This window comes from Photobacterium sp. HL06, from assembly GCF_059552575.1.
In genome coordinates, this window is record NZ_CM183914.1 from 1,568,071 (window position 1) to 1,581,916 (window position 13,846).

Annotated in this window: 10 protein-coding genes; 9 read left to right on the plus strand and 1 reads right to left on the minus strand. The window is 45.0% G+C overall.

Going from position 1 to position 13,846, the window contains the following annotated elements:
* The first annotated feature begins 227 nt into the window (after window positions 1–227).
* The 4 genes from AC51G0_RS07400 to AC51G0_RS07415 all read left to right on the plus strand — a co-directional run bounded on the left by AC51G0_RS07400 (window position 228) and on the right by AC51G0_RS07415 (window position 4,679).
* Window positions 228–1,865, plus strand: coding sequence for a GMC family oxidoreductase (locus AC51G0_RS07400; protein ID WP_496301409.1), 1,638 nt, complete (start codon window positions 228–230; stop codon window positions 1,863–1,865).
* A gap of 270 nt (window positions 1,866–2,135) precedes the next feature.
* Window positions 2,136–3,224 carry a PGAP1-like alpha/beta domain-containing protein gene (locus AC51G0_RS07405; protein WP_496301410.1) on the plus strand — a complete coding sequence of 363 codons (1,089 nt, stop codon included), beginning with the start codon at window positions 2,136–2,138 and terminating at the stop codon, window positions 3,222–3,224.
* A 141-nt stretch (window positions 3,225–3,365) separates the two neighbouring features.
* A complete protein-coding gene (locus AC51G0_RS07410) occupies window positions 3,366–4,145 on the plus strand; it encodes a metalloregulator ArsR/SmtB family transcription factor (RefSeq protein WP_496301411.1) in 780 nt (259 codons plus the stop codon).
* 39 nt (window positions 4,146–4,184) lie between these two features.
* Window positions 4,185–4,679 carry a cyclin-dependent kinase inhibitor 3 family protein gene (locus tag AC51G0_RS07415; RefSeq protein ID WP_496301412.1) on the plus strand — a complete coding sequence of 165 codons (495 nt, stop codon included), beginning with the start codon at window positions 4,185–4,187 and terminating at the stop codon, window positions 4,677–4,679.
* A 47-nt stretch (window positions 4,680–4,726) separates the two neighbouring features.
* Here the strand turns inward: AC51G0_RS07415 and AC51G0_RS07420 are convergent, their stop codons facing one another.
* Complete coding sequence (locus AC51G0_RS07420) at window positions 4,727–6,364, minus strand: tetratricopeptide repeat protein (protein ID WP_496301413.1); 1,638 nt, start codon at window positions 6,362–6,364, stop codon at window positions 4,727–4,729.
* Window positions 6,365–6,673: 309 nt separating this feature from the next.
* Between AC51G0_RS07420 and AC51G0_RS07425 the strand changes: the two genes are divergently transcribed.
* The 5 genes from AC51G0_RS07425 (at window position 6,674) to AC51G0_RS07445 (ending at window position 13,349) form a co-directional block, all read left to right on the plus strand.
* Complete coding sequence (locus AC51G0_RS07425; protein WP_496301414.1) at window positions 6,674–7,675, plus strand: ArsJ-associated glyceraldehyde-3-phosphate dehydrogenase; 1,002 nt, start codon at window positions 6,674–6,676, stop codon at window positions 7,673–7,675.
* 93 nt (window positions 7,676–7,768) lie between these two features.
* A complete protein-coding gene (gene arsJ / locus AC51G0_RS07430; RefSeq protein ID WP_496301415.1) occupies window positions 7,769–9,001 on the plus strand; it encodes an organoarsenical effux MFS transporter ArsJ in 1,233 nt (410 codons plus the stop codon).
* Window positions 9,002–9,260: 259 nt separating this feature from the next.
* Window positions 9,261–12,185: a bifunctional diguanylate cyclase/phosphodiesterase gene (locus AC51G0_RS07435; protein ID WP_496301416.1), complete on the plus strand. Its 2,925-nt coding sequence runs from the start codon at window positions 9,261–9,263 to the stop codon at window positions 12,183–12,185.
* Window positions 12,186–12,343: 158 nt separating this feature from the next.
* Complete coding sequence (locus AC51G0_RS07440; RefSeq protein ID WP_496301418.1) at window positions 12,344–13,012, plus strand: HAD family hydrolase; 669 nt, start codon at window positions 12,344–12,346, stop codon at window positions 13,010–13,012.
* 70 nt (window positions 13,013–13,082) lie between these two features.
* Window positions 13,083–13,349 carry a hypothetical protein gene (locus AC51G0_RS07445; protein WP_496301420.1) on the plus strand — a complete coding sequence of 89 codons (267 nt, stop codon included), beginning with the start codon at window positions 13,083–13,085 and terminating at the stop codon, window positions 13,347–13,349.
* Window positions 13,350–13,846 lie beyond the last annotated feature (497 nt).

Here is a 13,846-nt window from a genome sequence, read left to right on the forward strand (position 1 = left end):
GAAATATAAACTACACTGGTCAGAGCTGTTGTCTTTAATTAATGGTGAAAAATATTAAACAGATCACCTTTTTATTTTGTAAAACTGAATAATTCACAATTTAGCGAAGGAAAGAAATCAAAAAACGTTAAAGTAATCTATGATTTAAGTTGTAATAAATAAGCAAGACTAATGACTGGGTTTATAAATTGGCTGGCAAATCATCGCGATTAACTTGAGAGGATATTATGTATGATTTCATAATTGTGGGGGCAGGCTCGGCAGGGTGTGTACTTGCTAATAGGCTGTCTTCAGATCCGACTATTAAAGTTTGCCTGGTTGAAGCTGGCCCGAAAGATTCCAGTGTAATGGTTCATGTTCCTCTTGGCCTCATAGGTATGATGCATTCAAAGAAAATGAACTGGCGTTATTACACTGAGAAAGAGCCTAATTTGAATAACCGAGAGTTATTCTGGCCACGGGGAAAAACACTAGGGGGAAGCAGTGCGTCTAACGCGATGTGTTACATACGTGGGCATGCCTGCGATTATGACGAATGGGCATCGCTGGGTAATGAAGGATGGGGCTATCAGGATGTGTTGCCGTACTTTAAGAAGTCCCAGAATCAGGAGCGAGGTGGGGATGCCTACCATGGGGCCAATGGCCCGCTGAGTGTTTCTGACTTGAGGATAAAAAACCCACTATCAGAAGCTTTCATCAAGGCAGCCAAACAAGCTGGTCATAGGTTTGTTCAGGACTTTAATGGCGAGGAGCAGGAAGGCGTTGGTTATTATCAGGTTACGCAAAAAAATGGACAGCGCTGCAGTACGGCTGTCGGCTACCTACGGCCGGCAGAGCAAAGAGATAATCTGACTGTTATTACCGATGCACTTACAACACGGGTATTGTTTGATGGGAGGGAAGCGACAGGGATAGAGTACCTTAAAGATGGCCGGAAACAGACGTTACGCTGCCGTGGGGAAGTACTGCTAAGCGGTGGGGCGATTAATAGCCCACAGTTGTTACTTCTATCGGGAGTTGGGAGCAAAGAACAACTAAATCAACACAATATACCTGTTGTTTGCGACCTTCCTGGGGTTGGTGAAAACATGCAGGACCACTTGGATGTGTTGGCGGTAACCCGTGAGAAAACCTTCTATTCAGTCGGATTTTCACCCGTTGCGTTGCTACGCTCTTTAAAGGGTATTGTTGATTATGTCTTGTTTCGAAAAGGAAATTTCACCAGCAATATTGCTGAAGCCGGTGGATTTGTGAAAAGCTCACCCGATCAGGCAGTTCCTGATGTGCAGTTTCATTTCTCCCCCTGTTTCCTTGATAACCATGGCCTGAATTTATTGCAGACGGTCAGGCACGGATACTCACTTCATGCCTGTAACCTACGCCCTAAAAGCCGCGGACGCCTGACACTTAGGGATCGCAACCCGAGTACGCCACCATTAATCAAGGCAAACTACCTCGAGAATGAAGAGGATATAGGCATTATGGTGAAGGGTATTAAGTTGTCTCGTGAAATTCTGAAGCAGCCTGCGTTTGATCGCTACCGAGGTGTTGAGGTGTTTCCTGGCAAAGATGTTCAGACAGACGAGGAGCTGGAAGCATTCATCCGCCGGAAAGCAGAGTCTATATATCACCCGGTAGGCACATGTAAAATGGGAACAGATAACATGGCGGTGGTTGATCCCCGGTTAATGGTAAAGGGGGTAACAGGCTTGCGAGTAGTGGACGCTTCAATAATGCCGACGTTAATTGGTGGCAACACAAATGCGCCAACAATTATGATTGCTGAGAAAGCGGCAGACATGATTTTGGAAGATTATCTAAAAAAGTCACTAAATGATGAACTATTATCAGTAGAAGCTTTGTAATTAATAGTGGTTATAATTTCAGGCTATTTATATATAGCCTGAAATTATTTTCAAATTAATAATAAGATTAGGGTGAACGTTCTAATTTTTATTGTCATACTTGCTTTGCATCTTTCTCTATTTAAATTATTTAATATTTATATTTCCATATGAATTGATTTTAATAGTCTCAAAATTGAAAAATCAGACTTTCCTCAATTAGAATCACTTGATTTCATTATTCAGCTAATCAATGATGGTTAGAGAAAATGGCTTAACAAAGGTTGAAGTATGATTTCTAGGAATAACCTGAGTCAGAAATTTCAGACGCTAATGGATGAGCTCTCATCAAAAGTGTCTGAAAATAGAGTGGTGGCTAAGGATAAACTTGGCGACTTCATCGAACACGGGCTGCCACCAGTACAGAGCGAGGCCGTCATCGCCACGTTGAATGGCATCTTAGGGGATTACCTGGTTCAGCGTGATAGTCGCTTTAAACAAGAGATGGCCATCCGAGATCAGCGTCAGACACTAAGCCTTGAAGCCGACAAATTGAACCAGCAGTTACCGGAATGTAGTGATCGCATTGTGTTGTGTGTCCATGGCTGGTGCATGAATGATGTACAGTGGAAACGCAAGGATCACGATCATGGCCGCAGTCTCGAAAAGTATGGTTATACACCCATCTACTTACGTTATAACACTGGCCAACATATTTCAGTTAATGGTGAAGCATTTGCGATAATGTTGGAGCAGCTCATCTCAGCCTGGCCATGCAAAGTGAACGAGCTGGTGGTGATCGGGCATAGTATGGGGGGCTTGGTTACCCGCAGTGCCTGTTATTATGCTCAGCAGCATGAACTATCCTGGCTGTCTACTTTGCGTACCTTTATCACGCTTGGAACGCCTCACAACGGTGCTCCGCTGGCACAGCTTGCTTGCTGGATTGATGGCAGGATCGCTGAGGCACCTTATTTGAAGATGCTCACCAAGCTGTCTGAAATTCGTAGCAGTGGTACGAAAGACCTGAGCAAAGGTTATGTGCGCCACGATGACTGGGAACCGGATGAAGGAGATGCTCATGCTCTACTAGCCCGTCCGTTGCTACCTCAAGGTGTGGTTTGCTGTGCGGTTGCCAGTTGCCTGGGACAAAACCTAAACGATGAGAATAACCTCAAATTAGGAGACGGATTAGTCCCGGTCTCTAGTGCATTAGGTGAGTCAACACCTGAACAGCGTGCATTGAATTACCCTGAAGAAAACAAATGGGTAGGAGTGGGGATCAACCACTTAGACTTGTTAACGCATCCACAGGTAACTGGAAAAGTAGAACAGTGGGTATTATCTAATACAGCCGAAACGCCTGATACCTTAAGTTAGTGATTCAAATCAATATGCGCCCCGCTCAAAGGGGCGCTGCTTTATCCTCTCTAATCTTGCCCTTTCGTATCAATATATGGTTATTGTTATATATATAGAATCATATATACTGGCGTTAGTTCATTATTCACTTGGAAGATCATGAAGAAGATACTTTTTCTTTGTACGGGAAATTCTGCCCGATCACAGCTCGCAGAAGCATTGATGCGCCATATGGCCGGCGAACAGTATCAAGTAATGAGCGCAGGTATGAAACCTGAAGAAGTTGATCCTCGCGTCTATCAGGTATTGGCTGAGCATGGCGTTTGTGCGGATAATTTGCAAAGCGTGTCAGCTATCGACATTCATGATCAACACTTCGATGTCGTAATTACCTTATGTGATAAAGCAAGTAATGAATGTGCTTTGTTCGCCGATTCTGATGCCCTTATTCATTGGGATTTTAAAGATCCTAAGCCAATGGAAGGCGTCGATGGGTTTAGAGAAACCTTTGATGGCCTACAAGCCCGGATTGCGCTGTTTTTGATGCTCAACGGCGAAGCACAACATAATGTTGTCGGGCCGGTCGAGCTGTTCAAGATCATGAGTGATCCTCTTCGGCTCCGGATCCTAATGCTCATTGAAGATGAGCAAGCGCTGACCGTTGGTGATCTGACAAAAATTCTGGACGTAAGCCAACCAAAAGTTTCCCGTCATCTCGCTCTACTTCGTGATGGTGGGGTGCTTCAAGATCAGCGAGAAGGATTATGGATCTTCTACCGGTTGGCTGATCAGCTGCCAGCCTGGATCCGCCATACCCTGGCGACAGTAAGAAACGGCAACCCGGGAATGATTAATCAGGAAAAACTAAAATTAACCCTGATCAAAGATCGGAAAAAGCCCGGATTTAGCCTTAAACCAAACAACCAGCTTGGCGCTTGAGCTATCAAACAATTTTACTTAAATCTACAGGAATGCATTATGTCTAACACGCATCCATTTTGGACGTTACCTTTAACTGGCGGTGCAAAATTACTGCTTACACCTTGCCCAGGGACGAAAGAGGCTAATTTGCAAGAGTCTTTGCAACAGTTAAAAGATGCAGGGGCAACGGCAGTGCTAACAGCGTTGGAGCCGGGCGATTTACCGGAAGATGGCTTAAGTCACTTGGCTGAACAGTGTAAATCCTTGGGGTTACAATGGTTTCATTTACCTATCGAAGATGATTGTGCTCCAGGGGCAGAGTTTAACGCTAACTGGCCTGAGGCAAATAAAGCGGTGCAGGTAATGTTAGATAACGGTGGGGCTTTAGTAGTTCACTGTATGGGAGGTTCAGGTCGAACTGGCTTGATTGCTGCCCGTATTATGCTTGATCGCGGTGTTGCGCTTGATAGTGCTATTGAACAGATCCAGGCACTGCGTCCGGGGGCTTTTACCCGTCAAGCACATATCGATTATATCCAGCAATATAAATAGCTTCATTGATAGAGCCCCATCAGTGGGGCTCTATCGTTTTTTGCATGTTACTGTCCAGCTAAGAAGTCTTTAGCTTGCTGTAATCGTGGCCGTTCTGTATCTCCCATTCCTGCTATATCAACCATCATCTGATAGTAGTAACCAGCCCTGCTCTTATCACCAGCCAGTTCTGCAGATTTTGCTGCGCCATACATGCTGTTAAAACGGTTCTTGCTTCGGTTTAGGGATCTTTCATATTCAGCAAAGGCTTGCTGATATCTTTTCATTTCAAAAAGCATATCGGCCAGTAGTTCTCTGGCCGGTATTACCTCACCCGGGGTGACGGGATGTTTTTCTGTCGTTGCCTCCATATCGGCTGCCTTTTGCATTGTAAGCAGCGCCTGATCATGTCTGTCTTGGTGGAAGAGAAGCCAAGACAAAGCAGACAAACGTTGAATTTCAACCTGTTTGGCCCAGTATGCTGATCCCTTTTCGGCTTGATCATGTAATTTACTGAGAGTATTCAGAGCTTGCTCTGCTGCTTTCTCGTTGCCTGATCGGGCAGAGCCGAGCGCAATGGCAAAGTGGGTGATTGCCTCCATGGCAGGGTAGTTATCCCAAGGATAACTGCTAGGTATTCTAGGTTTAAGTTTGGCAGCTGCTGTCCATTGTTGCCTTTCTAAGGCATAGCGAGCCGGAATAGCGGCTAGGGTATAGGCCGAGGCGACATGAGGTTGAAGTGGATCGCTGATCGCCTGGGTTGTTTTTACGACTTCCAGCGCATGTTTGTCTTGTGCCAACTGAAGGTAAGAATAAGCCATATAATCAAGTGCATGGAGGTAGTGAAGAGAGATCTTATCTCCGGCAGGGTGTTGCTTGGCCGCTTTTGCTGAGCGAATATTCATGGATATCGACTCTTCCCATAAACCAAGCCGAGTGAAAATATGAGTCGGCATATGCAGGGCGTGGGGGATTGATGGTGCGATATCACCATATCTACGTGCAACCGCTAATGCTTTTGGCGCCAGCTCAGGATAGTCGTAAGCATGAATGATATAGTGGTGGGCCCCTGGATGTGTCGGTATTTTATCCAAAACTGTAGCGGCAGTTTCTCCCGCTTTTTTCTGCTTCAAATAGTTCTTATCTTCCGGAGAGGCGGTAGCCAAATGTGCCAGTGCATAAAAGGCGGTAGCTTCTGGATCTGATGGAAAAGCTTGATGCACTTTTTGCCAACCTTGTTCAAAAGCGATGAGGTTATCGGTTTCTTTGGCTTTCCTCCCCTGGGAATAATAGCTTTCCACAGCTGCAATATAAGCAAGCTCTCGCGGATCTTTCTTTCCTTTACTATTGGCCAATTCAAGCATTGCTAGGCCTTTAGCAAAGCTATCATTATTAGGTGGATCCGACCAGAGCGGGTGGATCATTGACATCGCCACTCCCCAATAAGCCATTGCACAGTCAGGCTCTTTGTTAACCACAGCTTCGAATGTTGCTCTGGCCTTTACATAGGTCATGTGGTGGAGCAAGGCTAACCCTTTTTCCAGCAACGCCTGGCTTTCTTTACTACAAGATGTTGGGAATTGAACCATACCAAGTTTATCTTTGTCATTGCCGTGGGAAGCTGCGTGTAGATTTTGGCTAAGTAATGCCGTGCAGGACAAGAATGTCGCCGCCAATAGCCAGCCATTCCTACGATTTGTTTTCATATTATTTCTCCAAAAATCTTGGATTCGTTATTGCCTTGGGTTTTTTAAAACAATCAGTGGTTCACCTCTTTCGCTATGGCAATCTGCTTAGGGTCAACAGGTGAGGTCGAGCTATTGAGAAAAGTATAGGTAAAAAATTGAGCGCGATGAGCGGGTTTCACTCTTCCGATTTAATTGTTCTTTTAGTAAAAAAGATCTGGCGATGAATGACGGATATCATTACTATATGCGGAAAGGCATATATATGCTCTTCCAAATGTTAAACTTGGGCTATATTGCTTGTAGCACTCTCATAAAAGGACAGTAACAATGGCAATTAAAGTGGGTATCAATGGTTTTGGTCGTATTGGTCGTTTGGCTTTACGCGCGGCTTATGACTGGGCTGAAATTGAATTTGTTCAGATTAACGATGTTGCTGGCGATGCCCATACACTGGGGCACCTGCTGGAGTTTGACTCAGTGCAAGGCCGCTGGCATCACGAAGTGAAAACAGACGGTGACGCTATTGTGATTGGCGAGCACTGCATTCGTTGTACCAAAGAGCGTGATATTGATGCGGTTGATTGGTCAGGTTGTGATGTGGTGCTGGAAGCTACTGGCGTTCATCGTAAAACATCATTTTTGCAGAAATACCTGGATCAGGGCGTTAAGCGCGTTGTTGTTTCTGCACCTGTTAAAGAAGAAGGTGTATTGAATGTGGTCGTTGGTGTTAACGATCATCTGTTTGATGCTGAAAAACACCGTATTGTGACTGCTGCGTCTTGCACAACGAACTGTATCGCACCTGTAGTTAAAGTGATCCACGAAAAACTGGGTATTGAGCAGTCGTCATTCACAACGATCCATGATTTGACTAATACCCAGACAATCCTTGATGCTCCTCATAAAGATCTGCGCCGTGCCCGCGCTTGCGGCATGAGCCTGATCCCAACCACAACGGGCTCTGCAACGGCGATCGTCGAAATATTCCCTGAGCTTAAAGGTAAGATTAATGGCCACGCAGTTCGTGTTCCACTAGCCAATGCATCACTAACTGACATCATTTTTGACGTAAGCCGTGACACCACTGCCGAAGAAGTTAATGCATTGCTGAAAGAAGCTGCAGAAGGCGAGTTGGCTGGTGTACTTGGTTTTGAAGACCGCCCACTTGTGTCGATTGATTACAAAGGTGATCAGCGCTCAACGGTGGTTGATGCCCTGTCGACCATGGTTGTGAATGACCGCATGGTTAAAGTGTATGCTTGGTATGACAATGAGATGGGCTATGCAACCCGTACGTCTGAACTGATCCGTAAAGTTGGTTTGGCATAACAGCTAAACATAAATAGTATCAGTGATGACCATATTACCAGCCAGCGTCGTGCTGGCTGGTAAAATGACCGGACACCAATAAGAGAGCTCTGCATGATAGCCGCTTTTTCAAACCTTTCTAAAGATGTGCGTCAGTATATGCTGGTGACCTTCAATTACTGGAATTTCACAGTAACAGATGGTGCCTTAAGAATGCTGGTCGTCCTTCACTTTCACCAGCTGGGTTATAGCCCTCTACAGATAGCCTCATTGTTCTTGTTCTACGAGTTTTTTGGTGTGGTCACTAACCTGATCGGTGGTTGGCTAGGGGCGAAACTCGGCCTTAATCGGACGATGAACATCGGCCTGGCGATGCAGGTGGTTGCATTGTTTATGCTGGCTGTACCTTCAGCCTATCTGACAGTACCTTGGGTGATGCTGGCCCAGGCGTTATCAGGCATTGCCAAAGATTTAAATAAAATGAGTGCCAAAAGTGCCATTAAAACGCTGGTTCCTGGTGATCAACAAGGGGCGCTCTATAAGTGGATTGCCATCTTAACGGGCTCTAAAAATGCCCTGAAAGGCGCTGGATTTTTTGTCGGCGGGCTTCTGCTGGCAACAATTGGCTTTAAAGGTGCCGTGATTGCAATGGCATCTGTACTGTTTGTAGTGTTGCTCATGAGCCTGACATGGCTTGAAAAGGACATGGGTAAAGCAAAGAAGAAAGTGAAGTTTTCCCATATTTTCTCCAAGAGCAGCAGTATTAATATCTTGTCGGCAGCACGGATGTTCTTGTTTGGCGCCCGTGATGTCTGGTTTGTGGTTGCACTGCCTATTTATATGGGGCAGGTGTTTGGCTGGGATCATACTTGGGTCGGAGGCTTTTTGGCACTTTGGGTGATTGCCTATGGGGTTGTCCAGGGTTTTGCACCACGGATCACGGGTAAGGCGAAAGGCATTGTGCCTGATGGCAAAGCAGCATTAGGTTGGGCTGGGTTACTTTCTGTTATTACGGCAGCCGTTGCGTTTGCAATCCAGACGGGCTGGCAGCCAGAGATCACTATTGTGGTTGGATTGCTCATCTTTGGCGCTGTTTTTGCGGTGAACTCATCGCTGCATTCTTACCTGATCGTGAGCTACGCCAAAGACGATGGTGTCTCCCTGGATGTTGGGTTCTATTATATGGCGAATGCCATGGGACGTCTGATCGGTACGATTTTGTCTGGGTGGCTGTATCAAGTTGCCGGCTTGGCCGCTTGTCTATGGGTGTCATTTGCCTTTCTTGCCATAACAACCGTTATTTCCATTCGGCTGCCTGCACACCCTAAAGCTCAAGTAGCTAATTAAAACTACAGTAAGCAGTCGGGTACCGAAGCCTGGCTGTTTTTCTGTGCTACAGGGTATACCTCATGCTGCTGAGGTATGAGTTGTAGCCTCAATTGTGGCTACAGTGACGTTAATCAATATTTTTGGATAATGGCATACGCAACTTGTAGAGTTTTCTTTAATAAAAATATCTCATGCTGTAAAGTCTCATCCGTTTCGCATATATAACCAAGATAATCCTTGGGTTTGCATTTTAGTTCAGAGTGTTGCTAAACGAGTGATGAATAAAACAATAGAAAAAGCGCTGCAAAATTTACATGGAAATCAGTTATTTGACAAAATCACTAGTCTCCTGTTTGAACGTTTAGCGCCTAGGCATTGCTTTATTGGCTACTTTGATGAAACCAGAAAGTATGCTAATACCCTTTCTTATCGCGATGCTGGCAGATTAAAAGATAACTTCTCTTATCCGTTAGTTGGGACCCCTTGCCAGTTAGTTCAGGGTAATAGCCAATCTTGTTGCTATTCTTCTGATATCAAGGAACTTTTTCCCCAGGATTTAGCGTTGCAGGCGCTAGATGTTGAAGGCTATCTGGGAATTCCTGTTTTTGCCCAAGGCCATGAGCCTGTTGGCATTGTTGTCTGCCTGTTTGAAGACCATTATGAACATTCTGAAGAGGCACAGAGCTGGTGCAACGATCTCAGTTATCTTCTTGGTGTTGAACTGAAATATTCCGCTTTGTTATCAAAACAAGAAAAGCTGCTATGGGAATTGGAGGAAGGCCAGCGAGTTGCCAAGCTTGGCAGCTGGTCCTGGGACTTAACCTCAGACACCATTACCTGGAGTCAGGAGGTGTACCGTATTTATGGTATTGAAGATACAACGGTAACGCCATCCATCGACTTGCTGTCGGAGTATATCCATCCTGAAGACAGAGAGTGGGTACTCAGTACGCTAAATGGCTCCATTGAGTCGGAGTCGGTAACCTATAATCTTGTTCATCGTGCATTATTGGCTGATGGCTCGATTAAGTATTTGCGTAAGCGTGCTGATGTGACGCGTGACAGCGATGGCAAGCCTCTGTTGATGCGCGGCACGGTGCATGATGTTACAGATGTCTACCAAATTTCAGCCAAGTTGACTAAAACTTCCCACAAGCTGAATACGACATTCAACTCTGTTGAAGAAGGGATCTGGGAATATGATCTCGTTACCGGTGAATTTTTCACCTCGCCGAAGTTTTGGAGCATTCTTGATCGGAAAAAACCGCAAAATGGCAGTGACTTTTCAGAGTGGATAGACTGTATTCATCCGGAAGACCGTATCGAAGGGCTGAATTTTTTCCAGCGCTTTATTCAGCAAAACTTCACCAGTGTGTTCCAGTTTGAATTCCGCTTGAGTGAAGTGCATTTCCCGCAGCTTGCTGATGGCTGTGAACGCTGGCTGAAACTGAAAGGGAGTGTAATTGCAAAGGATACTAAAGGCCATCCTATCAGGATTGCAGGTATTCAGCGCGACATTACGACTACAGTAGAAGCGAGACGTCAGTTAAACCGTGCCCAGGTAGTTTTCGATAATACCTCTGAATGTATTTTGATCACCGACAAGACCAACAAAATCATTTCCGTCAACCGTGCCTTTGAAGAGACGACAGGGTACCGGGAAAAAGAGTTACTTGGCCTAACACCTAACATGCTGTCTTCAGGGCTTCATGACCATGAATATTACCAGTCGCTTTGGTATAGCCTAAATTCTAACGGCCATTGGAAGGGTGAAGTTTGGAACAAACGGAAAAACGGCGAGATTTACCCGGAAGAGATGTCAATCAATGTCATTCGGGATAGCAATGATGAGGTTATCAACTATGTCGCTGTTTTTAGGGATATCAGCCATTGGAAGAAAGCAGAAAAGCAGCTGACTTTTTTTGCTTATTATGATCCCCTTACTGGTTTGGTGAATCGCCGTAGCTTTATTCATCGCGTTGAACAGCAGATCAATTCAGTACACAAAAATAGCCAGGTGTTCTCACTGCTATTTATTGATATGGATGACTTTAAGTCGATCAATGATCTGTATGGCCATGATTTTGGTGACAGGGTACTCACCCACATTGCAGAGCGGCTGAAAAAGCTCTTTCACGAGAAGGACAATATTTGTCGCTATGGTGGTGATGAGTTCTGTATTTTATTGCCAGATGTCTCTGCAGAAGATGCTAAAGAACGTGCACAGGAGGTTGTAACCGCTATTTCCAAGCCACTGGAAATTGATGGCATAGAGATCAACACCACGGTGAGTATCGGTATTTCGGCCTTCCCTGAGAGCGGCTTGACCCATCATGCACTGCTGAAAAATGCAGATTATGCCATGTATAACATGAAGGGGCAGGGGCGAAATGGGTTCTGTGAATATGACGGTGAACTCCAGTCTGAGTATATCCAAAAGCTCAAGCTGCGTGATCGGCTAAAAAAAGCGATTGCCGAAGAAGCCCTGACGGTGCATTACCAACCCATCGTGAATGCCCAGACAGGGGAAATCAATAAGTTTGAAACGCTCGTTCGTTGGCATGATGAAGTGGGGGGGGATATTTCACCGGCTACCTTTATTCCTGTTGCTGAAAAATACGGTCTCATTAAGCAGGTAGGCTCATTTGTCCTTCATCAGGCGTGCCGCGATTTGAAGATGCTGCATGAGGCTGGCTATACCCATTTGAGCTTTTCTGTTAACCGTTCGGTGAAAGAGTTCATCAATAACAGCGAAGAGCCACAGGTTTGGGAGGTGATAGAGCAATATGGATTGCCCGATAGAGCCATTATCATTGAAATTACCGAATCGACTGCCTCTCAAGAAAGCAATGACATACAGAGTTTGCTGAGCAATTTTAAGCAACGTGACATTCAGGTAGCCCTGGATGACTTTGGTACCGGCTATTCGTCGCTGAGTGCTGTCGTTGAATTACGCCCGGATATCATCAAAATTGATAGGGGGTTCATTAAAGAGCTCGGCTCGAGTCAAGATAGCCTGACTTTAGTTTCCCTGATCATCGATCTCAGCCATAAGCTTGGTATTAAAGTTGTCGCTGAAGGGGTTGAAACCAAAGCACAGTTGGATATCTTGCGAGAGTTAAAGTGCAAGTATGTCCAAGGCTACTATTTTAGCAAGCCGATGCCACTGGATAGGTGTATAGAGTTGCTAATTAGACGCTAACTTCGGGACTTATGAGGTATTGGCTTGATTAACTTTCACCATTTCGGGGGAGGTGTTCAAGCCTTTTTGATCGTACGGTTTCTTCTTATTTGCGAAAATGATTGTGACTCCATACTATAGCGGGTTTGAAGTAGCTGATAGCTAGGATAAAAAGTCACATGCAGGCAATTTGTTTTGACTTCGATGGCACCTTGGTGGATTCGGAAGTGTTTCATGCTAATAACTGGTCGAGTTATTTGGCACAGTACGGTAAAGAGATGTCCTCGGCGTTGTTCTTGCGTGAATATGCGGGAGTCACCTGGGATAAAGTCGCTGCCGCCTTACAGGCACGTTTTTCACTAGATCTTTCCATCGAGCAAATGCTTGTACAAATGGAGCGGCTAACGCGCAGTGCCTTGCTACAGGGCAACATCCCAGCTAAGGTTGGCGCGGAAGATATGCTACATCAGTTGCATGGCCATTTACCTTTGGCTGTGGTGACTGGTGCCCCGAGAGAATATGTTGAGGGAATTTTGCATCACCACGGCTGGCTTGATTTGTTCGAGCATGTATTCTGTGGTGAGGACGTCGATAAGAATAAACCCGAGCCGGATATCTACCATCTTGCTTGCGAAACCTTGGGCTACAATTCATCACAGGTAATCGCCATTGAAGACAGTTTAACAGGGGTGCAATCGGCCAGCTCGGCTGGCTTGAGAGTCGTGTTGGTCAACGAAGAGCAGCCTGATTGGGCTATTACCCCTGATTATCATTTCACAACGATGGTTGAAGCCCACCCTGTGGTCGCTGACTTAATACAGTATTCCAAACGAGCTGCTGATAAATGACATGTGCATGGGTTAAAGCGAGCAATATTAGTATAAAATAGAGTTGTTAACGTAATTTACAGGCTTAATTATGCAAAATGATGAAATCATGACTGGCGATATGCTGGTGGAAACGGTAGAAAACCAGCTGGCAGAAGGCAATCCTATCAAAGTTAAGGAAACGCTAATGCGCCTGATGATGACGGGGACACCAAGAGAAGAAGCAATTCAAATGATTGCCTGTGCTTTGTCTATTGAAGTATTTGACGTTGCCAAAAATGAAGGCAGCTTTGATCTAAAGCGTTACAGTGAAAATCTGAACGCATTGCCAGATATGCCTTGGGATTTCGAAGACTAACTTGTCCAGCCACATCTGATTTTATAAAAGCCGCGGAAGCGGCTTTTTTTGTGCGTAATAGACTGTGCTCTACAGCACAAAACGATCACACAATTGTTGCTTTTGTGTGATCATTTGTTGTCCGGTGTGGTTGTTGGAGACAACCTACCTCATGCGTATAATTCTGCTATTAAAGCGCAAAATTCTGCATTTTCCTCTTTTATTAACGCCATAACACATTGAAATAATCTGCATTTGCGGGTTTTTGCTTAGTCATTATGACTGCTGCCTATCTCATTGGTGGTAATAATCACTAGATCTTGGTGAAAAGGTGGTTTAGTGGTCTAATTTCTGGTCAAAAACCGAATTAATCTTGTGTGAGCTAGGTCAAAAACAGTTTATTGTGCCACAGCAGAAGAAAATCCTAGATGCATTTGTTGTGATTAGGTTAAAAAACGGTGGCACATTCCAAGAGTTTTTCATTATTGTGTATATAACTTTTAAACAAGGCAGCAAGG